This is a genomic window from Vannielia sp. ABF1_015 (genome assembly GCF_056160745.1).
In genome coordinates, this window is the sequence record NZ_JBSWXT010000001.1 from 2,284,394 (window position 1) to 2,307,410 (window position 23,017).

Annotated in this window: 21 protein-coding genes and 2 tRNA genes; 14 read left to right on the top strand and 9 right to left on the bottom strand. The window is 65.1% G+C overall.

All coding sequences use genetic code 11. The features are described from left to right. Positions 1-41 precede the first annotated feature (41 nt). Both ACXAG6_RS11450 and ACXAG6_RS11455 read left to right on the top strand, forming a co-directional pair. The gene (locus ACXAG6_RS11450; protein ID WP_475337660.1) at positions 42-320 is read left to right on the top strand and encodes a hypothetical protein; all 279 of its coding nucleotides are present in this window, start codon (positions 42-44) and stop codon (positions 318-320) included. Positions 321-568: 248 nt separating this feature from the next. After that, the gene (locus tag ACXAG6_RS11455; protein ID WP_475337662.1) at positions 569-1,150 is read left to right on the top strand and encodes a hypothetical protein; all 582 of its coding nucleotides are present in this window, start codon (positions 569-571) and stop codon (positions 1,148-1,150) included. A gap of 4 nt (positions 1,151-1,154) precedes the next feature. Here ACXAG6_RS11455 and ACXAG6_RS11460 read toward each other — a convergent pair whose 3' ends face one another. From ACXAG6_RS11460 to ACXAG6_RS11470, 3 genes are all read right to left on the bottom strand, one after another. After that, positions 1,155-2,543, bottom strand: coding sequence for a tyrosine-type recombinase/integrase (locus tag ACXAG6_RS11460; RefSeq protein ID WP_475337663.1), 1,389 nt, complete (start codon positions 2,541-2,543; stop codon positions 1,155-1,157). Between the two features lie 98 nt (positions 2,544-2,641). Then, positions 2,642-2,716, bottom strand: a tRNA-Asn gene (locus ACXAG6_RS11465). A gap of 69 nt (positions 2,717-2,785) precedes the next feature. Next, positions 2,786-3,691 (bottom strand): MBL fold metallo-hydrolase, encoded by a 906-nt coding sequence (locus ACXAG6_RS11470; protein ID WP_475337664.1) that lies wholly within the window; start codon positions 3,689-3,691, stop codon positions 2,786-2,788. A gap of 36 nt (positions 3,692-3,727) precedes the next feature. Between ACXAG6_RS11470 and ACXAG6_RS11475 the strand changes: the two genes are divergently transcribed. Continuing rightward, the gene (locus ACXAG6_RS11475; RefSeq protein WP_475337665.1) at positions 3,728-5,053 is read left to right on the top strand and encodes an ATP-binding protein; all 1,326 of its coding nucleotides are present in this window, start codon (positions 3,728-3,730) and stop codon (positions 5,051-5,053) included. Between the two features lie 193 nt (positions 5,054-5,246). Here ACXAG6_RS11475 and ACXAG6_RS11480 read toward each other — a convergent pair whose 3' ends face one another. The 5 genes from ACXAG6_RS11480 to ACXAG6_RS11500 form a co-directional block, all read right to left on the bottom strand. After that, a complete protein-coding gene (locus ACXAG6_RS11480) occupies positions 5,247-6,455 on the bottom strand; it encodes a class I SAM-dependent DNA methyltransferase (RefSeq protein WP_475337667.1) in 1,209 nt (402 codons plus the stop codon). A gap of 50 nt (positions 6,456-6,505) precedes the next feature. Next, entirely contained in the window at positions 6,506-7,261 is a 756-nt protein-coding gene (locus ACXAG6_RS11485; protein ID WP_475337668.1) for a hypothetical protein, read from the bottom strand. Next, positions 7,254-8,696, bottom strand: a complete 1,443-nt coding sequence (locus ACXAG6_RS11490) for a hypothetical protein (protein ID WP_475337669.1) — start codon at positions 8,694-8,696, stop codon at positions 7,254-7,256. The genes ACXAG6_RS11485 and ACXAG6_RS11490 overlap by 8 nt, the downstream gene beginning before the upstream one ends. Then, positions 8,693-9,793 (bottom strand): DUF4123 domain-containing protein, encoded by a 1,101-nt coding sequence (locus tag ACXAG6_RS11495; RefSeq protein WP_475337671.1) that lies wholly within the window; start codon positions 9,791-9,793, stop codon positions 8,693-8,695. Before ACXAG6_RS11495 ends, ACXAG6_RS11490 begins: the two co-directional genes overlap by 4 nt. A gap of 112 nt (positions 9,794-9,905) precedes the next feature. Beyond that, positions 9,906-9,982: transfer RNA gene (locus ACXAG6_RS11500), tRNA-Ile, on the bottom strand. 103 nt (positions 9,983-10,085) lie between these two features. On the opposite strand from ACXAG6_RS11500, the gene purM reads away from it, so the two are divergent. The 3 genes from purM to rnd all read left to right on the top strand — a co-directional run bounded on the left by purM (position 10,086) and on the right by rnd (position 12,994). Next, positions 10,086-11,132 carry a phosphoribosylformylglycinamidine cyclo-ligase gene (gene purM, locus ACXAG6_RS11505; RefSeq protein ID WP_475337672.1) on the top strand — a complete coding sequence of 349 codons (1,047 nt, stop codon included), beginning with the start codon at positions 10,086-10,088 and terminating at the stop codon, positions 11,130-11,132. Next, the gene (gene purN / locus ACXAG6_RS11510; protein WP_475337673.1) at positions 11,132-11,725 is read left to right on the top strand and encodes a phosphoribosylglycinamide formyltransferase; all 594 of its coding nucleotides are present in this window, start codon (positions 11,132-11,134) and stop codon (positions 11,723-11,725) included. Before purM ends, purN begins: the two co-directional genes overlap by 1 nt. Before the next feature lie 114 nt (positions 11,726-11,839). Then, positions 11,840-12,994: a ribonuclease D gene (gene rnd, locus ACXAG6_RS11515; protein ID WP_475337674.1), complete on the top strand. Its 1,155-nt coding sequence runs from the start codon at positions 11,840-11,842 to the stop codon at positions 12,992-12,994. Positions 12,995-13,156: 162 nt separating this feature from the next. On the opposite strand, the gene ACXAG6_RS11520 is transcribed toward rnd, so the two are convergent. Further along, the gene (locus ACXAG6_RS11520) at positions 13,157-13,630 is read right to left on the bottom strand and encodes a hypothetical protein (protein ID WP_140014617.1); all 474 of its coding nucleotides are present in this window, start codon (positions 13,628-13,630) and stop codon (positions 13,157-13,159) included. A 123-nt stretch (positions 13,631-13,753) separates the two neighbouring features. Here ACXAG6_RS11520 and ACXAG6_RS11525 point away from each other — a divergent pair, with 123 nt between their 5' ends. The 8 genes from ACXAG6_RS11525 (at position 13,754) to ACXAG6_RS11560 (ending at position 22,999) form a co-directional block, all read left to right on the top strand. Beyond that, the gene (locus tag ACXAG6_RS11525) at positions 13,754-14,182 is read left to right on the top strand and encodes a SufE family protein (RefSeq protein ID WP_140014616.1); all 429 of its coding nucleotides are present in this window, start codon (positions 13,754-13,756) and stop codon (positions 14,180-14,182) included. A gap of 14 nt (positions 14,183-14,196) precedes the next feature. After that, on the top strand, positions 14,197-15,183 hold the full coding sequence (gene acuI / locus ACXAG6_RS11530) for an acrylyl-CoA reductase (NADPH) (protein WP_475337676.1): 987 nt from the start codon (positions 14,197-14,199) through the stop codon (positions 15,181-15,183). Between the two features lie 219 nt (positions 15,184-15,402). Continuing rightward, positions 15,403-17,166, top strand: coding sequence for a BCCT family transporter (locus ACXAG6_RS11535; RefSeq protein ID WP_475337677.1), 1,764 nt, complete (start codon positions 15,403-15,405; stop codon positions 17,164-17,166). 124 nt (positions 17,167-17,290) lie between these two features. Then, entirely contained in the window at positions 17,291-18,424 is a 1,134-nt protein-coding gene (locus ACXAG6_RS11540; protein ID WP_475337679.1) for a vWA domain-containing protein, read from the top strand. A 116-nt stretch (positions 18,425-18,540) separates the two neighbouring features. Continuing rightward, a complete protein-coding gene (locus ACXAG6_RS11545; protein WP_475337680.1) occupies positions 18,541-19,923 on the top strand; it encodes a cryptochrome/photolyase family protein in 1,383 nt (460 codons plus the stop codon). Positions 19,924-20,059: 136 nt separating this feature from the next. Beyond that, positions 20,060-20,566, top strand: a complete 507-nt coding sequence (locus ACXAG6_RS11550; protein WP_475337681.1) for a TrgA family protein — start codon at positions 20,060-20,062, stop codon at positions 20,564-20,566. A 45-nt stretch (positions 20,567-20,611) separates the two neighbouring features. Then, a complete protein-coding gene (locus ACXAG6_RS11555; RefSeq protein WP_475337683.1) occupies positions 20,612-21,745 on the top strand; it encodes an NUDIX domain-containing protein in 1,134 nt (377 codons plus the stop codon). Positions 21,746-21,961: 216 nt separating this feature from the next. Continuing rightward, the gene (locus ACXAG6_RS11560) at positions 21,962-22,999 is read left to right on the top strand and encodes a cysteine synthase A (RefSeq protein WP_475337684.1); all 1,038 of its coding nucleotides are present in this window, start codon (positions 21,962-21,964) and stop codon (positions 22,997-22,999) included. The last annotated feature ends 18 nt before the right edge of the window (positions 23,000-23,017 follow it).

Here is a 23,017-nt window from a genome sequence, read left to right on the forward strand (position 1 = left end):
GAACGCCGCCGAGAACGGGCGCGGGCAAGGGCAGGTCGCAAATGACCTACAGCCTGTTCAAGATGCAGCCCATCGTCATCCGCGATAGCCGCACCGCCGAACGGCAACGCTCCCTCCCACCCGGATACATCGCCGCCACCGATCAGGACCGCCGCGAGGTGGTCTTGTGCCCGGATGGTCGCGTGATCTGGTGGAACACTTGGGAAGCGGAACAGCGCCGCAAAGCGACCGCACCCAGCGCCCGCGATGGCATGACAGACCAGACAGACCTTGATGAACATGACGCGGACCATAAGCAGTGGCCTGACGACATGCGGTAGGGGCGACACACAGCCCCGCAGAGGCACCGTCAGACGCCTCTAACAGTCTCCATTGAACTCACCTCCCGGTGCCCCTTGCGGTGCTGGGAGGGCTTTTCCTGCCGTTCTGGTGGGGTGCCCTTGATTGCGCCGTGCGCGGTCGATTTCGTCCTTTCTCCCCGCATGGCGCGTGGGGGTCAGGGGCACTCCTCCTGAGCCGCAGACAGCAAGGCTCTATCCCCCCCCCAAATGAAACGAGAAAGTGACCAATGAAACACGAACTGAACTTCATGCCTGAGATCAACGGATTGTCGGGCTACCGCCCCCTGAGCCTGAGCGAGTTTGCAAGGCTCAAGGCCGCAGACAAACGGGCAACAGCGCACCTGCACCCGAAACGTGCAGAGCAACTGCGAGACAAACGACAAGGCCGCTGGCCGGTCCCCTGTGTCGATGAGGACGGAACAGATTGCTACGCGGTGCCGCTGGACGATAGCCACACCAGCCACGCATTAGTTGAAGCCTCCGATTACTGGAAACTCCGTGACGGCGGTGCTGACGGTCTTTGGACTTCCTTCACCCGCAAGAATGGCCGGGACAAACAGGTGCAGATGAAAATTCCCATGCGCAAAGGGCAGCCCGGCCATTGGGCTTCCCCAGCGCGGCTCATTCTGGACCTGAGCGGCGGTAGGAAAGTTGTCTTTCTTGACGGAGACGGCCTCGATCTGCGGCGGAAGAACCTCGCACAGACTTTCGGATACAGTCGTCGCAACTCTGCCAGCATTGCCCGCCGTGGAGCGGAGCGCCGTGACAAGCTGGTCGCAGAGGGGCGCACGGTAGGCTTTCCCGCCTAAGCCCCTATTGATCCACCGCTAGGGCCTTTTTCATGGCCCTTGTGGCGGCTTTCAACCTCGCCACGTTGCCCCCATACACCCGGTCGCCCACGTCCTCTTGCGCGTGGCCTAGGATAAGGTCTTGATCTTGTTTCGAGACCTCCGCCTCCCGAAGCCAATCCTTCATATTGTGCCGCAGCGAGTGAAGGCTATGCCGGGTGTCCGAGGTGATCGCCCGCAGGTGCTTCATGAGCGCCGCAGAGACCGCCTCTGAACTACGGGCGCGGCCATAGCGGGGGAACAGCATATCGCTGCCGTCAGCGGCTTCTAGGGCCTCCTGAGCGGCTGTCAGGGCGTCCCCCACAAGGGGCACTTGGCGGATAGACGACTGAGTTTTCACCCGCCGTTTCTCATGCCAGGCAATCTTGATGTGGGGCAGGTCGCCTTTGGTGTCCACGTCCTCGACGCGCAGTCCGACGATTTCCGAAAGGCGGCACCCGGTCCCGGCGAGCAATCGCCAAATCAGCGCGAGATCGCTCCGGGCGCTGCCGGTGATCCGCTTCTTTGCAGCTTTCAGGATTTCTGGGGGCAGGGGCAACCGCTTCTCGCCCTCGCCAGAGCTTCCAGCGGCTTTCCTCTGTGGGACCGGGAGCTTGTTGAACGGGCTGTTGAAGGTCGCGGGAATGTCCATCTCGGTCGCAGCGAAGTTGATGACCGCCCGCAGAAGGTTCAGATACTTCTGGACCGACTCGGGACTGATCCGCTGCCCGTCAGACTTCACCTGATCCAGCATGTGATCGCGCACCGCACGGGCTTCTTCGCGGGTCAGTTCCGTCAGCACCGGGTCACGGCCCAGCGCCTCCTGTGTGAGCGCCACAGACCGCTTCACCTGTCCCTCTGCGCGGCGGTAGCTGTCTGGCGGCTCTGTCCCTCTCTTCTCCGCGAGATAGAGCTTCATGGCGTCCTCTAGGGTCGGGTCCGGGCGCTTGGTCGCCTCTGCACCGTTCCGAAGAATGTTGATGACCATGCGGTCCACCTCGGTCGCATTGAGGGGATCAAGGGTTTCCTCATCAAGATCATAGGGGGCAGACAGGGCCTCAATGATGGCCTCTCGCTTCTCTGCGGTGTCAGAATCTTGGGCAAGAGACGCAGCGCGGGCGCGGGCAATCCCGTAGGCTTGGCGCTCGGTCAATTCGTCTCGGTCGGCAGCGGCAATATGACCAGCATCGCGCTTGGCCTTCTCAATCGCCCGCTCAACCTCAGCGTGGAACTGGGGGTAGACCTTTAACGCCTCCCGCTCGGTATCCCCGAGGACGCGCTTGAACTCCCGCTTGTTGATGACCTCAGCGACTTCTTTGGGAACTCTCCGCCGATACTGCCAGCGGCCTGATTTGGTCTTCTCTACGTGTTTCAATATCAGCCCCATGTGTGCTCCGTGTGTGCTCAGATGTGTGCCGAGCGGAGCGACATGTCGCTTAATTTATTGATATTTATCCATTTTCAAAGGGAAAATGGCTCCGGCGGTAGGGATCGAACCTACGACCAATTGATTAACAGTCAACTGCTCTACCGCTGAGCTACGCCGGAACACTGGCGGCGCGTATAGCAATGGCTCTGGGGGGCGTCCAGAGGGTTTTGTGGAAAAATTTTTCTGCGTCACTTGAGGCCGTAGCTGGCGGTGCTTGAGAGGGCCGGGGTGGCGGTGACTTGGCCGGACTCCACGAGGGCGATGAGTTGGGCCAGCATGTTGCGTTCGGCGGCGGGCAGCAGGGCGGGGGGGATGTCTGTATAGACGCGTGCGGTGAGTTCTTGCGGGGTGCCGGGGCCCTTTTCGAGGGCTTGCAGAACCTGGGCTTCGCGGGCGTTTCGGTGCTCGGTCAGCCATGTGAGGCGGGCCGCGGGGTCGGTCACGGGGGCGCCGTGGCCGGGGTAGTAGATGCGGCTATTGCGCCCGGCAAGAACGGCGCAGGAGGCCATGAAGGCGGTGGCATCGCCGTCGGGCGGGCTGATGAGGGAGGAGGCCCAGCCCATGACGTGATCGCCGGTAAACACCGCCTCCCCGGAGGGGCGGGAGAGGGCGAAGCAGAGGTGGTTGGAGATATGGCCGGGGGTGTGCAGGGCCGTCAGTTGCCATCCCGGGCCTTCGAGCACCGCGCCATGGGGCAGCCGGACGTCGGGTGCGAAATCGGGCTGCACCCCTTCGCCGCCCCCCGCCAGACCGGACGCGGCGAGCGCCTCCATCACCGGGCGGCGACCGTCAAGGTGGGTGCCGAAGGCATGCACCTGCGCCCCGGTCTCGGCGGCGAGGCGGGCGGCGAGCGGGGAATGGTCGACATGGGAATGGGTGCAGAGGATGTGGCTGATGTGCTGTCCGGGGCGCAGCGCGGCCAGAAGGGCCTCGGCATGGCCGGGCAGGTCGGGGCCCGGGTCGATCAGCGCCAAGCCGGTCTCGCCGACAAGGTAGCTGTTGGTGCCCCAATGGGTCATCGGCGAGGGGTTGGGCGCGATCAGCCGCACCACCCCGGGCTCAAGCTCTTCCGGTTTGCCTGCCTCGCTTTGCATCTTTCGTTCCCCTGCCGCGGCACGTAACCTTCTGCCATGGATTTCTCGTGGTTGAAACGCTCGATGCCCAAGGGGATTTACGGCCGGGCCGCGCTGATCCTGCTGTTGCCGATCGTGGTGTTGCAGTTGGTGATCTCGATCGTCTTCATCCAACGCCATTTCGAGGATGTGACCCAGCAGATGACCGACTCGCTGCTGTTGGAGCTGCGGCATCTGTCGGCGGAAGTGGAGGCCGCGCCCGATGCCCCCACGGCGCTGGCGGAGGTGGCGCCATTGGCCGAGGCGCTGCGGCTTGAGCTGGCGCTGCCTGCGGAGGAGATGCACGGGTTTCGCCGCCCGTTCTATGACGTTTCGGGGGCCACGGTGATTGCCGAGTTGCGTGGCGGGCTGAGCGGTGTGGAGGCGGTGGACCTTTCGGAAAATTCGCGGCGGGTGATCTTGCAGGTCAGCACCGGGCATGGGCCGCTGACCATCACCTTTGATCGGCGCCGGGTCAGCGCCTCGAACCCACATCAGTTTTTGGTGCTGATGGGGTTTGTTGGCGTGGTCATGGCGCTGGTGGCCTTCATCTACCTGCGCAACCAGTTGAGGCCGATCACCCGGCTTGCAGCAGCGGCGGAGGCCTTCGGGCGTGGGCGGATCGAGCCATACAAGCCTGCGGGCGCGGTGGAAGTACGCTCGGCGGGCCATGCCTTTCTGGATATGCGGGCGCGGATCGAGCGGCAGACTGCGCAGCGGATGATGCTGCTTTCGGGCGTTTCCCACGATTTGAGGACGCCGCTGACGCGGATGAAGCTGGAGCTCTCGCTGGCAGAGGCCGATGGGGCGGATGTGACCGACCTGTCACGCGATGTGGCGGAGATGGAAGCGATGCTGGACGGGTTCCTCGATTTTGTCCGCTCGGAAGCGGGAGAGGCGGCGGAGCCGGTGGATGCGGTGGCGCTGGCCGAGAAGGTGGCTGAGAACGCCCGGCGGGCCGGGGGCGTGGTGACCTTGGAGTGCCGCGGGGAGGGCGGGGAAGAAATCGCGCTACGGGCGCTGTCGGTGGAGCGGGCCTTGGCAAACCTGCTTTCCAATGCGCGGCGCTATGGCAAGGAGGCGCGGCTGACGGTGGATCTGGGCGAGCGGATGGTGCGCTACACGGTTGAGGATGACGGGCCGGGCATTGCTGAGGATCGCCGCGAAGAGGCCGTGCGTGCCTTCACCCGGCTCGATGAGGCCCGCAATCAGGACCGTGGCAGCGGTGTGGGGCTCGGGCTGGCGATTGCGCTGGATGTGGCCCGCAGCCAGGGCGGCACGCTCAGGCTGGGCGAGAGCGAGGCGCTGGGGGGGCTGAAGGCGGAGCTTGTGCTGGCGCGGTGACCGCGGAGGGGCGTTTGGCGTGGCTGGCCTTGGAGCGGGCGCGCTGCCCCCGCACCCCCGGGAGTATTTGCAGCAAGAAAATGGGGCTTGGTCCGCTCTGGCGGCGGCGCGTTAAGGTTAATGCCTGTTAAGGTTAACGCACGGGAGGCGTGGGGCGGTTGGAGCGCCGGTGGCCGGGCGTGGCTGGCGGTGGTCAGGCAAGTGTGGCGGAGATGGCGAGGCCGGGAACGGGGCGGCGGAACTCGTTGCGCAGGATTTCCGGGCTCATCCGGTCGGGCGGGTTGAAGCCGGTTTGCGCCAGTGCCTCGCGGATCAGGTTTTCGCCGTGGCGGTAGCGCCCGGTTGGGGTCAGCTGCCAGCTATCGGGCGTGTCGGGCGCGGCCTCGCAGGTAAAGAGCACCCGGCCCCCGGGCTTTAGCGCCTTGGCCAGCGTGGCCAGCGGCAAGGCGATGTCGCCGGTGTAGATCAGCACGTCGATGGCAGCGATCAGATCGTAGATCCCCGGTTCGGGCGGGTCTTCGCGGGCGAGGTCGAGTGTGAAGAGTTTGGTGTAAGCGCCTGTCTTTGCCGCTTCTTCCAGAATGCCGGGGCTAATGTCCAACCCGTCGAGGCGGGCCGAAACCGGCGCGAGGACCGGGGCGGAGAGGCCCGAGCCGCAGCCTGCATCCAGCACGGTGAGGCCCGCGCCGGGGGCAATGTTGAGCCCGGCGAGGCTGGCCGCCAGCACCTCTGGGCCGCGATACTGCACGCCGGCGAGGCTTTGGTCATAGTGGCTTGCCGTTCTGTCGAAGAAACGGGCGATGTAGCCCGGGTCGGGCAGGGCTGGCGGGGCGTCTCCGGTGATGGCGGCGGCCATGAAGGCAAATTCGGCGGCGTCCCCATGCAGCGGGCGGGCTTGCTCGACGGCACGGCGGGCGGGATCGAGCGCGCCGAAATGGGCAAGCTGGGTGGCGGCGCGCAGACGGATGTCGGCGTCATCCGGGCGGGCGGCGAAGGTGCGGGCCCATGTTGCTTCGGCGGCGTCTGAATCATCCGCTTGCAGATGCAGATCGGCCAGCAGGAAGGCGCTTTGCCGGTCATCCGGGGCCATGCGCAGGGCGCGTTCGAGCGCGCGGATCGCCGGGCCGGGCTTTCCGGCCTCGAAGTGGAGCGCGCCGAGGTGGGCAAAGCCGGCGGCGAGGGGGGCCCTGCCTTCACAGTGTTTCTTGAGGGCGCGGAGCGCGGCGGCGCCGTGGCCTGCCTCGGTGAGATGGGACACGGCCTTGGCGAGCTCCGGCGCAGAAATCTCGCGCACCGTCAGGGCCTTTAGCGCATGCGCCTTTACGGCAGCGGTGTCACCTGCCTTTGCAGATTTCGCGGCCGCAGCCAGAGACAGGCGGGCAGGGGAGAGATCATCAATCATGGCGGGACGCTATGGGAGATGGTCCTTGGTGGCGAGCGAAATCGGGGGGGCTATTGCCCGAGAGGCGGTGTTTGGCGCAGAGCGCGCAGCAGGCGGAGGTTGACGAGAACCCCGGTCAGCGAAGCCCGCAGCAGCCAGCCCGCGCCGAGGATGACCACGCAGAAGATCCAGGCTTCGCTGGCCTTGTCGGTATCGCCCGCTTGGGTGAAGACGATGGGGGCCACCACCATGAGCACCACGGCGAAGACGCAGGCAAAGCCGATGTCGAGCCATTTGGCCCAGCGGAATGGGCGAAAGAAGGGGCCATAAGGGCCTCTCTTGGGGGTGCCGCGCATCCGGAATTCGGTGGTGCCATCTGCCAGCGGGCGCAGGCCGCCGTTGCTTCGCAGTTCCTTCTGGAAGGCGTCGAGGTCGGCCATTTTCGCTTCGGCCCATGAGAGCGCGACCATGAAGACGAGCAGGGCGGCGAAGGCAAGGTGCACCAGCGGCGTGGCGAGATCAAAGCCGACGGCGGCATACCATGCAAGCAGCACAGCCATCGGCCCCATGAAGCCCAGTGCGGGCAGCAGCAGGGCAAGGTGCAGACCGGGACTGCGCAGGGCGAAGGTGTTGGCGGTAAAGAGCAGGAGCCAGAGGCCTGAGGCCGCTGCAATGCTGAGCATATGCGCCCGGCTGGCAAAGCCGAAGCCTGCCACCGTGAGAAAGAGGGCGGTTGTGACGCCTGCCACAAAGACAAGCCCCCAGAAGCGGCTTTGGCGCTGCTCGGCGGGTTCGCGATACAGCAGGCGCGGGGGCTTGCTATTCAAGGCCAAACATTCTGTCCATTATATATTGCCGCTCATCAGGGTCGGCGTTGTTGAAGTAGTCGATCCCCTCGACCAGCCCCATGTTCTGGATCGGGTGTGCGTCGGGGTCGTAAAAGGTTTGGCTCCGCGGCGGGAAGAGTTGTTGGGTGAAGGCGGCGAGGCTGTCGAAGAAGCGACGTGCGGCGGTTTGCAGGCTTTCGCGGATGCCGGTGGCGTCGAGCGCCCATGACACTGCTAGGCCTATGCCGAGTGCGACCGCGCCGATCGCAAGGCCCGTCACCACCACTGGAGCGGCCATGCCCGCAGCAGCCAGGCCGAGCACGACGGCGGCGGTGGCGGCCACGCCCGAAAACACGCCGATGGCGACCATCAGCCCGAGGTTGACGCAGAGATCGGCCAGAAAGCGCTCGCTCTCGGGCAGGGTGAGCCAGTGAACCACCTCGATCACACCGCCGACGATCAGGAAAAAGCCGCCTGCGCCCCTGAAGGTGCCCCCCGCCGCGCTACGGATCGCGGCGGCATTTTGCCCGGCGGCGGTATTGGCATTGAGCACGGTCATCGAATTTGCGGGAAAGGAGGTGCGGCGCAGGAAAACGCGATTGCCTGCCGGGCCACGGAAACTGATGAGCTTCTGTCCACGGTGGGTGTAGACGCGTCCGACACGGGCCGAGAAGATCTCACGCAGGAAGATCCGGCGCATCCGCACCTGATCGGCCATGCTCAGGTTGCGGCCCATCAGGTCGTTGACGTTTCGGAAGGTGGTTTCGAAGTTCTGCGCCTGCGCCGCCATCGCTTGGGCCATAGTGCCACCCATGGAGTTGTAGACGGAATGCAGATCATCCCAGAATACGCCGAAGGCCTCGCCAAGCTCGTCCGTGAGGGCAACAAGCGTGGCGGGATCGAGCGTGTCGGGGTTCACCTCGCCATCACCGATGGGGGTGCGGGTGAGCGCCAGAAGAAAGACGCCCTCGCCGTTGCCGCCTTCCTGCTCCCAGCGGGCGGCGGCGCGCTGGCGATCTTCCTCGTCCATCTGGCGCAGGCGGGTGCGATACTGGATGCGCATGGTTTCGGGCGTGCTTGGGCTTGCGATCATATCTTGCAAGGCCTGCCGGGCCGGATCTTCCAGCGCGCGTTGGCCAATGTCGCGGGCACCCACATACATTTGCAGGTCTTCCGGCGTCAGCGGGGTGCCGTCATCAATCTGCGGATAATAGGTTGTTTGCGAGGTGCCCGAGCCAACCAGATCAATCGCCGCCGTCGTGTTGCCCAGCGTGTTGGGGAAGCGATAGGTTTCGCCCCGGGGCAGCATCTCGGTGGGCTGGCCGTTGACCATGGCGCGCAGCGAGAGCGCATCGTGATACTCGGCAGGAAGATCGCAGCGGAAGAAATTGACGGTTTCGCAGTTGCAGGTCTCTTGCCCGCGTTCGGTCGTCATGGCTGTGTCTCCTTGTTGCGCGTGCGCACATAGGCCTCAGCGGCGCGCCGGGCGAGGCGGGCGCGGTCATTGGGGTGCAGGGTGCGGTCTTTCAGGTAGTGCATCGTTTCGCCGTGGCGGGTTGGGTCGTCGCTGAGCAGATAGGCGCTGTGGGCAAAATCCTCGATCGCCCGCTCCTGCCGCAACTCGGCGTTCTCTGCCCCTGCGATAACGGTGGCCATCCATGCGGTGGCCTGATCGCTGCGCGCCTGTGCCAGCCGGGGATAGGTGGCGCAGAGCGAGGCGAGGAGTTGCCTGTCAAACCGGTGCGCGCGCCAGTGAGACAGCACGCGCCTGTCGTCTTTCGACAGCGCAAAGGGGGCGTTGGCCTGCGGTGCCATCCCGGCAAGAGCAGGGGTGAGGGTGCGAAGCTCCCCGGGGCTCTCGCTGGCGCAGAGGAAGGTGATGGGCATACGTCCGGCCTTGGTGCGCAGGCTCATGAAGGCCGCGGCCTTTTCTGGACACTGCCGCCACGAGGAGAGCAGCACGGCGAGCGCGCCGGATTCCCAGAAGCGCCAGTAGAGCCATTCATCATCGGGGCCGCGCACGCGGGTGAAGTGGCGCAGATGCTTCCAGACCTCCTCAAACCCGGCGCGGGTGCGCAGGATCAGGCCCGGGGCCTTATCCCAGAGCTGCCAGGGCGCATCGCCAGCGGTGAAGAGGTTGCGGCTGAAGCGGTTGCCCTCTTCGACCTGCACCAGCCATGGCGCGACCGTTTTCAGTTCTTCCTCCGCCGCGCCTTTGAAGAGGCAGCGATGGTCCAGCCCGGAGCCTTCCAGCAGATCGGGGAGGTTGGCGACCTTGCCCGCGTCGAGCACGGCATAGGTGGTAAGGGCGGGCAGGGCCGAGGCATCGCCCCCGGCAGCGGCGGTTTCATCGGGCGTGGCGGCGGGTTTGCCGAAGAGTAGCTCTTGCAGCGTATCGGGCACTGTTTTGGGCGCATCCACGCCAAGCTGGGCATCCAGTGGCTGGATGCCCTCGATCTGCGTTTCGCCAAGGAAGGCCGCTGTGCCGGTATCTTGCGGCAAAGACGGGGTCTGGGCCTGCTCGCTCGTCACTCTCGCCTCAAGCTATCAACTTGTTATTGAACAAAGGCTTAGCCTGCCGGGGTGCAAGGTGCAACCGGGCAACGCAGGCCTTAAGGGGCAATCCGGGGCGGGGCGGGGGACGTGGTAGGCCCGGCAGGACTTGAACCCGCAACCAAAGCGTTATGAGCGCTCTGCTCTAACCAATTGAGCTACAGGCCCGCCGGGGGACTGATTAGGCCCGTCGTCGCAAGGGGTCAAGCGCGTCTGGCAATTGGCCCGCGCTTGGGGTACCTCCCCGGCGACGGCACCGAGGAGAGCGCGGATGAGCGACAGTAAGAACGGTTTGACCTATGCCCAGGCGGGTGTGGACATTGACGCGGGCAATGCGCTGGTGGAGGCGATCAAACCGGCGGTGAAATCGACCGACCGGGCAGGTGTGATGGGCTCGATCGGCGGCTTTGGCGGGCTGTTCGATCTGAAGGCGGCGGGCTTCAAAGACCCGGTGCTGGTGGCCGCGACTGACGGGGTTGGCACCAAGCTGCGCATCGCGATTGATACCGGCGTTGTGAACGGCGTGGGCGTGGACCTTGTGGCCATGTGCGTGAACGACCTTGTGTGCCAAGGCGCGGAGCCGCTGTTTTTCCTAGATTATTTTGCCACTGGCAAGCTCGATGTGGCCGCTGGCACGGCTGTGGTGGAGGGCATCGCGGCGGGCTGCAAGGCGGCGGGTGCGGCGCTGATCGGCGGCGAGACGGCGGAAATGCCGGGGATGTATGAGGGCAAAGACTTCGACCTTGCCGGGTTTGCCGTGGGCGCGATGGAGCGCGGCGCGGCGCTGCCCGATGGGGTGGCCGAGGGTGACGTGCTGCTCGGTCTCGCCTCGGATGGCGTGCATTCCAACGGCTATTCCCTTGTGCGCCGGGTGGTGGAGATGGCGGGCCTCGGATGGGAGGCGGAGTCGCCTTTTGGTGGCGGCACGCTGGGCGAGGCGCTGCTGGCGCCCACGCGGATTTACGTGCGTCAGGTGCTGGCGGCGATCCGCTCAGGCGGCGTGCACGGGCTGGCCCATATCACTGGCGGCGGGCTGACCGAGAACCTGCCGCGCGTTCTGCCCGAGGGGCTCGGCGCAGAGGTGGACCTTGGCGCTTGGGAACTGCCGCCGGTCTTCCGCTGGCTGGCCGAGACCGGCGGGCTGGACGAGGCCGAGCTGCTCAAAACCTTCAATGCGGGCGTGGGCATGGTGCTCGTGGTCAGCGCGGAACAGACCGAAAGCCTGAAGGCGCTGCTGGAAGAGACCGGCGAGCAGGTATTCGAGCTGGGCCGCGTTGTGGCGGGTGAGGGGGTTTCCTACAGCGGGAAACTGCTTTGATGCGCAACTGCGCCATTCTGCTCTCGGGCGGCGGCTCGAATATGGTGAAGCTCGTCGAAAGCATGGGCGAGGCCGGGCATCCGGCACGCCCGGTGCTGGTGATGTCGAACGATCCCGAAGCGGGTGGGCTGGCCAAGGCGCAGGCGATGGGCGTGGAGACGGATGCGGTGGATCACCGGCCCTTTGGCAAGGATCGCCCCGCCTTTGAAGCCGAGCTGACGGCGCGGCTGGAGGCGGCGGGCGCCGACCTGATCTGCCTTGCGGGCTTCATGCGGGTGCTCACGGCGGGGTTTGTGCGGCGCTGGGAAGGCCGGATGCTGAACATCCACCCCTCGTTGCTGCCCAAATACCGCGGATTGCACACCCATGCCCGCGCGCTGGAGGCCGGGGACGCCGAGGCGGGCTGCACGGTGCATGAGGTGACGCCGGAGCTGGATGACGGGCCGATCTTGGGGCAGGCCCGGGTGCCGATTTTGCCCGGCGACACCCCTGATGCGCTGGCCGCACGGGTGCTGATCCGCGAACACGCGCTCTACCCGGCCTGCCTGCGACGCTTTGCTGCTGGCGAGCGGCAGCCGCTTTATCTGGCTTGAGCGGACGTCAAGGCAGGGTTTCCTTTCTTTCCTCATGGTCCTAGAAAGCGGTGAGCGGCAAAAACGAGTGGCGCAATCTGCGCCGGGAAAGAAAAAAGAGAGCCACCGCACCTTATGCGCACATTGACGACCACCGAGGAGCTGTCGGCATTCTGCCAGACGGCGGCCAAGGGCCCTTACATCACCGTGGACACTGAATTTCTGCGGGAAAGAACCTACTATTCTAAACTGTGCCTCGTGCAACTGGCCTTGCCCGGCGATGGCGAGGCGGTGCTGGTCGACCCGATTGTGGGCGAGTCCATGTCGCTGGAGCCGCTCTATGAGCTGTTTCGCAACCCTGACGTGGTGAAGGTGTTCCATGCCGCGCGGCAGGATCTGGAAATCTTCTTTGTCGAGGGCGGGGTGATCCCCGATCCGCTGTTCGACACGCAGGTGGCGGCGATGGTTTGCGGCTTTGGCGAGCAGGTGGGCTACGAGACGCTGGTGAAGCGGATCGTGAAGGCGCAGGTGGACAAGTCGAGCCGGTTTACCGACTGGTCGCGCCGCCCGCTGACCGATGCGCAAAAGGAATATGCGCTGGCCGATGTGACCCATCTGCGGGTGGTCTATGAGTTTCTGGCCGCTGAGCTGGCCAAGTCGGGGCGCGCGCCTTGGGTGGAGGAGGAGCTTGCGGTTTTGCTGAGCCCCGACACCTATGTGGTGCAGCCCGATGAGGCTTGGCGGCGGGTGAAGACCCGCACGAATTCTGGCCGTTTTCTTGCAATCGTGCGCGAACTTGCCCGCTTTCGCGAGGGCTATGCAAAGAGCCGCAACGTGCCGCGCAATCGGGTGTTCAAGGATGATGCTCTGCTTGAGCTTGCCTCGACAAAGCCCCGAAATGAAAAGGAATTGTCTCGCTCGCGCCTGCTTTTGCGCGAGGCGCGGCGCGGCGATATTGCCGAGGGTATCCTGACGGCGGTTTCAGCCGGGCTGGAGGCGGACCCGGAAGAGTTTCCCACGGTCGACAGGCGGCGGGAGAAGCTGCAGGTGAACCCGGCGCTGGCCGATTTGCTGCGGGTGCTGCTGAAGGCCAAGAGCGAGCGGTTCAACGTGGCGCAAAGGCTGATTGCCAGCGCGGCGGAGCTTGACGAGATTGCGGCGGGTGAGCGCGACATTCCGGCGATGAAGGGATGGCGGCGCGAGGTGTTTGGCGAGGATGCGCTAAAGCTTTGCGAAGGCCGCGTTGCGCTGGCTCTGAAGGGCGAGAACGTGGAAATCGTCGCGCTCTGAGGCCGGTGATGTGACGGGGGGATGACGACCCTCTGCGGCGGGGCGTTCCCTTTTCATTTGCGAACGCTTGCGGCACCCTGGAGCGGGGGCGCTGCCCCCACACCCCCGGGAGTATTTAGAGCAAGAAAATGAACAGGGCGGCGCGTTAACCTAAATCGCGGTTTAACGTCCCGCGCTGCGCTGGTTTGCCTGCCCCCGCACGACGATGCGGCTGATCCGCGAAAGTTCGAGGTTGGAGAGGTGGAGGGCCACCGTCACTTCGCGCGAACGCTGTGTGCCCTCGATCTGAAACTCGAGCGGCTCTTCGATTCGGAAGTCATAGGCCATCACACCGTTCTGCGGCAGGCCGTCGCGGCTGACGGGTACAAGCGCGGCGTCCCAGTAGCCTTGGCTCGGGGGCAGGCCCACGGCGGTGATGATCGCGCCGTTCGGGGTGCGCTCGATGCGAAGCTCTGTGACCTGCGTGACCAGCTGGCGGCGGTCGACCACGGTGACGGTTTCCACGGATTGTGCGCTGCGGGCCTCGGAGCGTGATCCGCCGAACCAGTTGAACGGATTGATCCGGCTTTCGGCCAGCCGCGAGCATCCGGTGAGCGCTGTCGCCAGCACCATGGTGGCCAGAAGCGGTTTGATCATGCTCGTCCCTCGGCTTTTCGTTCTTTCCGGGTTAGCGCAAAGCTGTGCCGTTGAAAAGACTGTGTGGGGCTGGACCTTGGCCGCGAGTCGCCCTAGCTCTGAGCGGCGAAAGGAGCCCGGCGCATGGCGAGAGACGACTTCGAGGACATCGTTGAGACCTTTGAGTTTCTGGATGACTGGGAAGACAGGTATCGGCACGTGATCGAGTTGGGCAAGGCGATGGAGCCTTTGCCCGAGGCGCAAAAGGTGCCTGCGACCAAGGTTGAGGGCTGCGCCAGTCAGGTTTGGCTGGTGCCCGAGATCGAGGGGGCAGGGCAGGGCGCGGTGCTGACCTTCAATGGCGAAAGCGATGCGATGATCGTGAACGGCCTCATCGCCGTGCTGCGGGCGTTGTATTCAGGCGCCACGGTGGCTGAGGTGCAGGCGGTGGATGCGCCGGCGGAGTTGAAGCGCTTGGGGCTGGATGAACATCTTAGCAGCCAGCGCTCGAACGGATTGAGAGCCATGGTGGCGCGGGTGCGCGCGGTGGCCGAGAAAGCGGCAACAGCCTGAGGGGGAGACCGGCCATGCGTGCATTGATCGTGGAGAAGGACGACGAGGGAAAGACCTCGGCCAGCGTTCAGGAGATTGACGAGAGCCGGTTGCCCGAGGGCGAGGTGACGGTGGCCGTGGAATACTCCACGGTGAACTACAAGGACGGGCTCTGCATCGGCCCCGGTGGCGGGCTGGTGCGCAATTACCCCCATGTGCCGGGGATCGACTTTGCCGGCACGGTAGAAGCCAGTGATGACGATCGCTACAAGCCGGGCGACAAGGTGGTGCTCACCGGATGGCGTGTGGGCGAGGCCCATTGGGGTGGCTATGGCGAGAAGGCGCGGGTGAAGGCCGACTGGCTTGTGCCGTTGCCCGAAGGGTTGAGCACGAGGCAGGCAATGGCCGTGGGCACGGCCGGGTTTACGGCCATGCTTGCCGTGATGGCGCTGGAAAAGCATGGGCTCACGCCCGGGCAGGGGCCGGTTTTGGTGACGGGCGCGTCTGGCGGCGTCGGCTCGGTGGCGACCGCGATTTTGGCCAAGCTGGGCCATGAGGTGGCCGGTGTGACCGGGCGCCCCGAGAGCGCGGATTACCTGAAGGATCTCGGCGCAACCCAGATCGTGCCGCGCGAGGAGATCGCCGAGACGGTGAAGCGCCCGCTGGAAAGCGAAACATGGGCGGGCTGCGTGGATGCCGTGGGCGGGGCGATGCTGGCCCGTGTACTCGGCCAGATGAAATACGGCGGCTCGGTCGCCGCTGTTGGCCTTGCAGGCGGTGCGGGCCTTCCGGCGACGGTGGTGCCCTTCCTGCTCAGGGGCGTGAACCTGCTGGGGATCGACTCGGTGATGCAGCCCTATGACAACCGTCTCGAGGCCTGGACCCGGATCGCAAGTGACCTGCCAATGGAGAAGCTGGAGGCAATGATCCAGCCCGCCACGCTGGAGGATCTGCCGCAGCTCGGGGCCGATATCCTCAAGGGGCAAGTGCGTGGACGGGTTGTTGTTGACATCACCGGTTAAGCGACAACGATATTTCATAAATTGCTCAAGAAATGCCGGGGCAGGGTGTCGTTTGCGGCACTCTGCCGCTACACTCTCCGCACATCTGCTCATTTTTCGGGCGGCACATTTTGAGGCCGACCTCCTGGAGCGCGTCTGCCGGCGGCTCTCGGGAGCGCCTTGTTACACGTGCCGTCTGCCGGGCAGCGGAAGGGAAAACAAGGAAAGTGGGGACACCATATGAGTGATACGACACCCGACGATCAGGGCATACCGGCGCCAGAGGGCGCGGCAGCCGTGATCGATACCGATCATGAAATCGGTGAAAAAAACATCGAGGGCAAGCTCGGGCCCTACGGATTCGACATTCACAACCCGGTGTTCTGGATCTCGGCCTTGGTCTGCGTGGCCTTTGTCATCTTCGCGCTGCTGGCACCGGCACTGGCGGACAAGCTGTTCAATGGGGTCGACTTCTCGGTGCTCGACATCCCCGAGAACGACCGCACGGCGCGCGAGGCGGCCATGGCGGGCTATGCCGCCACCTGCGAAGCGGGCGACTTTTGTGCCACCGGCCTGCGCAAGTTCATGACATCAACATTCGATTGGTTCTTCCTCTGGGGGGCCAACATCTTCGTCATCGTCTGCCTCGTCCTCATCGTCAGCCCCTGGGGCTCGGTGCGTCTGGGCGGATCGGACGCCAAGCCCGACTACGGCTACCCCGGCTGGTTTGCCATGCTCTTCGCCGCCGGAATGGGCATCGGGCTTATGTTCTTCGGCGTGCTCGAGCCTGCCTACTACTTCGGCACGCCCTGGGGCGACGCGCCGCTGGGCGCGGTCAGGCCGTTTGACGCCGATGGCAACCTCATCCCCGAAAACGTCGACGAGGCGCGGCGCATGGCACTTGCGGCCACCAGCTTCCACTGGGCGCTGCACCCCTGGGCGATCTATGCGATCGTGGCACTGGCTCTGGCCCTGTTCAGCTACAACAAGGGCCTACCGCTCAGCATCCGCTCGGCCTTCTACCCGCTCCTCGGTGAGCGGGTCTGGGGCTTCTGGGGCCATGTGATCGACATTCTCGCGGTTTTCGCCACGCTCTTCGGCCTTGCCACCTCTCTGGGGCTTGGCGCGCAGCAGGCAAATGCGGGCCTGAACTTTGTCTACGGGATCCCGGCAAACACCACCGTTCAGATCATCCTGATCTGCCTCATCACGGCGATTGCGCTCGTTTCGGTGCTCCGGGGCCTTGAGGGCGGTGTGAAGCTGCTTTCTGAGATCAACATGCTGATCGCGCTGCTGCTGCTTGGTTTCGTGCTCTTTGCCGCAGGTGCGGGCACGATCCTGAGTGAGTTTGTCGGCGGCATCGGTGCCTACCTGCAAGAGGTGATTCCGCTCTCCAACCCCCATGGCCGTGAAGACACCGGCTACCTGCAAGGCTGGACGGCATTCTACTGGGCCTGGTGGATCAGCTGGTCGCCCTTCGTCGGCATGTTCATCGCCCGTGTCAGCCGGGGGCGGACGGTGCGCGAGTTCGTGATTTGCGTGCTTATCATCCCCAGCCTCGTCTGCGTGTTCTGGATGGCCGTTTTTGGGGGGGCCGCGATCAATGACATGATCGCCAACCCCGAGGCCAGCGCGGTGAAGGCGCAGGTGATCGACGCCTACAGGCCAGAGCTTTCGCTCTTTGCCATGCTCAGCGGACTGCCCTGGGCCTCGGTGACATCGACCATCGGGATCATCCTCGTGATCGTCTTCTTCGTCACCTCCTCGGACTCCGGCTCCCTCGTGATCGACACGATCACGGCGGGCGGCAAGGTGGATGCGCCGGTGCCGCAGCGGGTGTTCTGGTGCACCTTCGAAGGGCTGGTAGCCATTGCGCTGCTTCTCGGCGGTGGGCTCGGGGCCTTGCAGGCGATGGTGATCTCGACAGGCTTGCCCTTCACCATCGTTCTGATCCTGATGTGCTTTGCGATCATCAAGGGCTTGATGGACGAAAAGCGGGTCTGATCTGCCCTTGAGAGACAATGCGCCCGTCCGGAGTGATCCGGGCGGGCGTTTTTTGTCGCTGGGATTGTGATGCTCGGTGAGCCTGTTAGGCTCTTTTGGTCGGGTTAATGTGCTTGGGGGTTTCATGCGACGGATTTCGGCAATGATCGGGGGCCTGCTGCTGGCGGGCGCGGGCGGCGCGATGGCGCAGGACGAGGGCGGCGGCGTGGATTGCGTGGCGCTCTATGCCGAGCTGGCAAACCGCTGGCCGGTTGCGCTGGAGCAATGCGAGCCGCAGCCGGTGAGTTATGCGCTGGAAGAGTGCATGCCGCCGCATGACCTAACCGGGGGCGGTGTGACGACCCATATCGTGCTGGCCATTGATGCCTCAGGCTCGATGGCGGGCAGCGCGGGGAGCATTTCGAAAATGGAGGCCGCCAAGCGCGAGGCGAAGGCCTTTCTGGGCGATGTGCATAAGGATGTCGCCGTTGGGCTGATGGTGTATGGCCACAAGGGCAGCAACAAGCCGGAGGGCAAGGCCGAGAGCTGTGCTGCCGCGGAGATGGTGCACGGGTTCGACGCCCTGCGCCGGACGTTGGGCGAGAGCATCGAGGCGCTGCGCCCGGTGGGCTACACGCCGATTGCCGGAGCGCTGGAGGCGGCCGGGCGCCAGCTTGCCGCCCTGCCGGAGCCAAAGGAGGGAGAAGCCGAGCACCGGGCGGTGGTTTACCTCATCTCCGATGGCGAGGAGACCTGCGAGGGAGACCCGGTGGGCGCTGCGCAAGCGCTGGCAGAGGCCGGGGTGGAGGCCACGGTGAACACCATTGGCTTTGCGGTGGATGCCGAGACCGAGGCACAGCTTGCCGCCATCGCAATGGCGGGCGGGGGCACCTATTACCCCGCCGAGGATGCCAGCGCCCTTCAGCGGCAGTTGAACGCGATTGCAGAGGCCGAGGCCTCGGGGCACCGATACGGCAACTGCGTGAACAGAAACGCCGGGCTGATCGGCGTCGCCACCCATAACGAGATCCTGCGCATTACGGCCTGCTACCAGAAGAACGGCCCGGCGCGGGGGCAGCGCGGAGTGAACAAGTTCTTTCGTGAAGCCAAGCGTAACAACGCGCCCGAAGCGGCTTGCGAGGGTAAGGTGCAACGGATGGCAATTCTGGACAGGCGCGCCGCGTTGAAGTGGTTGCCCCAGCGCAGCAAAGCTCTGAACGACAAGGCTCTTGAAGAGATAAGGGCTTATCGTGAAGGGGCTCAACTCAACGAGGAGTGAGCCACCAATCCGTCACCCAGTTGGGCGGGGGCCCGTTGATCGCCTAAGAGCTCTGCGAAAGTTGATCCGAAAGGCGCTGTGCTGCGTTACCCCGGCAGAGATCGCAAGGAGCCCTCATGACCCGCACCACCATCCTCTGGCACCGCCGCGACCTGCGCCTTTCGGACCTGCCCGCGCTCACCGCCGCCCGTGAGAATGGCCCGGTGATCCCGGTGTTCATCCGCGAGCGCAAGGTGGATGCGCTGGGCGCGGCGGCGGCTTGGCGGATGGGGCTATCGGTTGAGGCGCATGGGCACGAACTGGAGGGCGTGGGCAGCCGTCTCATTTTGCGATCCGGCAACGCGCTGGAGGTGCTGAGGGCGCTGGTGAAGGAGACGGGGGCAGAGGCTGTCTATTGGAGCCGCGAGTATGACCCGGTGAGCCGCGAGCGCGACAGCGAGGTGAAGGCGGCGCTGCGCGATGATGGGGTGGAGGCAAAGAGCTTTCCCGGCAAGTTGCTCTGGGAGCCTTGGGAGGTGAAGACGGGGCAGGGGACGCCTTACAAGGTGTTCTCTCCGATGTGGAAGACGATGAAGGGCGAAGAACCGGGCGACGAATGCCCGCGCCCGCGAGAGCTGGCTGCGCCGGAGGTTTGGCCCAAGAGCGAAACGCTGGAAGACTGGCAGCTTGGCGCGGAGATGCAGCGCGGGGCCGATGTGGTGGCGCGGCATGTGGTTGTTGGGGAGAAGGCGGCACAGGAGCGGCTGCGGGAGTTTGTGAAAGAGCGGATGCACAACTACCCCAAGGGGCGCGACCTGCTGGCCGAACGCTGGACCTCGGGGCTGAGCGAAAACCTGACCTACGGCGAGATCTCCCCGCGCCAGTGTTGGAACGCGGCGGAAGGAGAGGGCAGCGAGACCTTTCGCAAGGAGCTGGCGTGGCGCGAGTTCGGCTGGCAGCTGGGCTTTCACTTCCCTCACATGTTCGAGCGGGAGTGGCGCGAGGAGTGGAGCCGCTTTCCGTGGAAGGATGACGAGCGCGCCGCCGAGGTGAAGGCGTGGAAGCAGGGGCGCACCGGGGTTGAGGTGGTGGATGCGGCGATGCGCGAGCTCTACGTCACCGGCACCATGCACAACCGCGCCCGCATGATCGTGGCCAGCTACCTCACCAAGCATATGATGACCGACTGGAAGGTGGGCCGCGATTGGTTTGCCGATACGCTGGTAGACTGGGACGAGGCCTCCAACGCACTTGGGTGGCAATGGACGGCGGGCTGCGGGCCAGATGCTGCGCCCTACTTCCGGGTGTTCAACCCGGCCAGCCAGGCCGAGAAGTTTGACGCGCGGGGCCAGTATCGCGCGCGCTGGCTGGGCCGCGGCGAGGCGGCCCGAAGCTTTTATGCGGCAGTGCCGGAGCGCTGGGCCCTGACGCCGGGAGAGGACCGGCCCTCAAAGCCGGTGGTCGGGCTGGCCGAGGGCCGGGAGGCGGCGTTAAACGCCTATGCGGAGCGCGATTTCTAGCAACGGGACAATCGCAGCGCAGGGCCGCGATCGTCGCCGCTTTCCCGCGGTTTCGCCTTAATTTTGCCGGTTTCACATGGTGATCTCGCCCCATTCGAGGGGCTGGACTGCGCCCTGTTATCGCCATGGAGTGCCCATGCCTACCGCGACCAAGCTGATGTCTGCCCTGGCCTTCGCCGTGCTGGCCTTCTTCGCGTCGGAGATCTTCAAACCGCTGCTGCCCGAAGGCACGCAGACCGGGATGCTGTCGATCGCCAACGCGATCATCGGCCTTGTCTGCGGCTGGCTGATCATGGGCCGCCTCGCGGGGCGCGGTGTGATCGCCGCAGCCGGGGGCGGTGTGCGAACGGCACTGGCCATGGCCTTTTGGTGCCTCTTGTTCTGGTCGATCTGGGACATGCTGAGAGAATCCACGCGCCCGGGCACCTTTGCCGGGCCGATGGAGGCCATCAACGGGGCCTTCGCTCTGATGTTTGACAACGCACTGATGATCCTGACGGACGCCAGATTGGCCTTTACCCTCGGGGAGGGAACCTATTTTCTGCCCCAGATACCGCTGCTGCTGATTGTCGGCGGTATGCTCTGCGGTTGGTTCGCGGAGTGGACCGAGGAGCGGTCGGCAGACGCGGGCAAGATCGCCTGATTTCCCGCCTGCGCGCTCCTGATACGAGGCGCAGGTGAGGCAGGGATGGCCGAAATTTTCATTTACGGAACGCTGATGCACATGCCGCTGCTGCGGGTGGTGCTTGGCGCGGGATTCGATGCGGTGCAGGTTCAGTCGGCGCGGTTGCCGGGCTGGCGCGTGGAGGCGGTGCCGGGCGAGATCTATCCCATGGTGCGGGCCGATCCCGGTGGCGTGGCCGAGGGCCTGCTGCTGAGCGGCCTCACCGAGGAGGCGCTGGCGCGGGCTGATTTTTACGAGGGGCTCGACAACTACGGCTACATGCGCAAGCCGGTCGAGGTGCAAACCGATGGCGGCCCGGCAGAGGCGACAACCTATGTGCCGGTGGGCGAAGATAGCGCGGCGGCTGGGCCTTGGTCTTTTGAGCGGTGGGAGGCCCGTTGGGGCGCGCTTTCGGTGCTGGCGGCAGAAGAGGTGATGTGGTGGATGGGCCGGGCGACAACGGCAGAGGTCGGCCGCCGCTACGGTGTGATCTGCACCCGGGCGCAGGCCCGCCTCAATGCCCGTAAAATCGCCCCCACCACCCTGCGCCGCGAGGCCACGCCCGGTGATGTGGAAATCTCCGACCTGGACCGGCCCTATGCCGGGTTCTTTGCGGTCGAGGAGTATCAGCTGAACCACGAACGGTTTGACGGCACCCGCAGCGCGCCGCTGGAGCGGGCGTCTTTCATCTCTGCCGATGCCGCCACCGTGCTGCCCTATGATCCGCTGCGCGACCGGGTGATGCTGGTGGAGCAGCTGCGCACTGGCCCACTGGCACGCGGCGATGCCCAACCATGGGTGCTGGAGCCGATTGCCGGGCGGGTGGACCCGGGCGAAACCCCCGAGGATTGCGCCCACCGGGAGGCGCAGGAAGAGGCCGGGCTGACACTTGAGCGGCTGGTGCCGATCGGCGGCTACTATCCCAGCCCGGGCGCGAAGAGCGAGTATCTGCACGGGTTCATCGGACTTGCCGATTTGCCCGACGGCAGCGCCGGTCTTGGCGGCGAGCCGGGAGAGGGCGAAGATATCCGCGCCCATCTGGTGAGTTTTGACGAGGCCATGGCGCTTTTGGAGAGCGGCGAAGTGAACGTGGGCACCACCGTTGTTTCGCTCCTGCACCTTGCCGCCCGGCGCGAGGGCCTTCGGGCGGCGCGCTGAGGAACAATCACGAAAATTTTGCAGTGCCGCGCCTTTCCGGGCGGCTGTCTTGCCAGCTGCCGTATCGGGCGGACCGGATTGTGCTTTGCGCAGCGGAGCCGGTCTGCTGTTCTGCCGACTGGGGCCCTCTGCGGTGCGGGGCCGGTTGACCTCGCGAGCGGCTGGCCTATCAAGTGAAGCAGCGCCCGGAACGGGCCACACGGAAGGACGCTTGCCATGACCATCAAACCAGACCTCGCCGCAGCGGTGGGAAACACCCCGCTTATCCGCCTCAACAAGGTGAGCGACGCCACGGGCTGTGAGATTCTCGGCAAATGCGAATTTCTCAACCCGGGCCAGTCGATCAAGGATCGCGCGGCGCTGTTCATCATCAAGGATGCGGTCGAGAAGGGCACGCTGCGGCCCGGCGGCACCATCGTGGAAGGCACGGCGGGCAACACCGGCATTGGCCTCGCGCTGGTGGGCGCGTCGATGGGCTTCAAGACGGTCATTGTCATTCCGCGCACCCAGAGCGAGGAAAAGAAGCAGATGATCCGCCTCGCCGGTGCCGAGCTGGTGGAGGTGGATGCCAACCCCTATCGCAACCCCAACAACTACGTGCGCTACTCGGGCCGCCTTGCCGAGCGCCTTGCGCAGAGCGAGCCAAACGGGGCGATCTGGGCCAACCAGTTTGACAACACGGCCAACCGGCAGGCCCATGTGGAGGGCACCGGCCCGGAGATCTGGGAACAGACCGAGGGCCGCGTGGATGGCTTTATCTGCGCCGTTGGTTCGGGCGGCACGCTGGCCGGGGTGGCCGAGGCGCTTCAGCCCAAGGGCGTGAAGATTGGCCTTGCCGACCCGATGGGCGCGACGCTGTTCAACTACTACACCCAAGGTGAGCATAAGTCCGAGGGCGGTTCGATCACCGAGGGGATCGGGCAGGGGCGGATCACCGCCAACCTTGAGGGTTTCACGCCGGATATGGCCTATCAGATCCCCGATGCCGAAGCGCTGCCCTATGTGTTCGATCTTCTTGAGGAAGAGGGGCTTTGCCTTGGCGGCTCCTCGGCGATCAACATCGCCGGCGCGGTGCGCATGGCACGCGAGATGGGGCCGGGCCACCGGATCGTGACTGTGCTGTGTGACTATGGCACGCGCTATGCCACCAAGCTCTTCAACCCGGAGTTCCTGCGCGAGAAGGATCTGCCCGTGCCCGGGTTCCTCACCCGCGGCACCCGCCCGGACATGCCCGACGTAACGGTTGAGGCATGAGGGCGGGCACGCCTGTCT

What these genes read in the sequence shown, in the direction of transcription:
- ACXAG6_RS11450 (WP_475337660.1), top strand. Translation starts at nt 42, where the DNA reads ATGACCTACAGCCTGTTCAAGATGCAGCCCATCGTCATCCGCGATAGC.
- ACXAG6_RS11455 (WP_475337662.1), top strand. Translation starts at nt 569, where the DNA reads ATGAAACACGAACTGAACTTCATGCCTGAGATCAACGGATTGTCGGGC.
- ACXAG6_RS11470 (WP_475337664.1), bottom strand. Translation starts at nt 3,691, where the DNA reads ATGCAAAGCGAGGCAGGCAAACCGGAAGAGCTTGAGCCCGGGGTGGTG.
- ACXAG6_RS11475 (WP_475337665.1), top strand. Translation starts at nt 3,728, where the DNA reads ATGGATTTCTCGTGGTTGAAACGCTCGATGCCCAAGGGGATTTACGGC.
- ACXAG6_RS11480 (WP_475337667.1), bottom strand. Translation starts at nt 6,455, where the DNA reads ATGATTGATGATCTCTCCCCTGCCCGCCTGTCTCTGGCTGCGGCCGCG.
- ACXAG6_RS11490 (WP_475337669.1), bottom strand. Translation starts at nt 8,696, where the DNA reads ATGACGACCGAACGCGGGCAAGAGACCTGCAACTGCGAAACCGTCAAT.
- purM (WP_475337672.1), top strand. Translation starts at nt 10,086, where the DNA reads ATGAGCGACAGTAAGAACGGTTTGACCTATGCCCAGGCGGGTGTGGAC.
- purN (WP_475337673.1), top strand. Translation starts at nt 11,132, where the DNA reads ATGCGCAACTGCGCCATTCTGCTCTCGGGCGGCGGCTCGAATATGGTG.
- rnd (WP_475337674.1), top strand. Translation starts at nt 11,840, where the DNA reads ATGCGCACATTGACGACCACCGAGGAGCTGTCGGCATTCTGCCAGACG.
- ACXAG6_RS11520 (WP_140014617.1), bottom strand. Translation starts at nt 13,630, where the DNA reads ATGATCAAACCGCTTCTGGCCACCATGGTGCTGGCGACAGCGCTCACC.
- ACXAG6_RS11525 (WP_140014616.1), top strand. Translation starts at nt 13,754, where the DNA reads ATGGCGAGAGACGACTTCGAGGACATCGTTGAGACCTTTGAGTTTCTG.
- acuI (WP_475337676.1), top strand. Translation starts at nt 14,197, where the DNA reads ATGCGTGCATTGATCGTGGAGAAGGACGACGAGGGAAAGACCTCGGCC.
- ACXAG6_RS11535 (WP_475337677.1), top strand. Translation starts at nt 15,403, where the DNA reads ATGAGTGATACGACACCCGACGATCAGGGCATACCGGCGCCAGAGGGC.
- ACXAG6_RS11540 (WP_475337679.1), top strand. Translation starts at nt 17,291, where the DNA reads ATGCGACGGATTTCGGCAATGATCGGGGGCCTGCTGCTGGCGGGCGCG.
- ACXAG6_RS11545 (WP_475337680.1), top strand. Translation starts at nt 18,541, where the DNA reads ATGACCCGCACCACCATCCTCTGGCACCGCCGCGACCTGCGCCTTTCG.
- ACXAG6_RS11550 (WP_475337681.1), top strand. Translation starts at nt 20,060, where the DNA reads ATGCCTACCGCGACCAAGCTGATGTCTGCCCTGGCCTTCGCCGTGCTG.
- ACXAG6_RS11555 (WP_475337683.1), top strand. Translation starts at nt 20,612, where the DNA reads ATGGCCGAAATTTTCATTTACGGAACGCTGATGCACATGCCGCTGCTG.
- ACXAG6_RS11560 (WP_475337684.1), top strand. Translation starts at nt 21,962, where the DNA reads ATGACCATCAAACCAGACCTCGCCGCAGCGGTGGGAAACACCCCGCTT.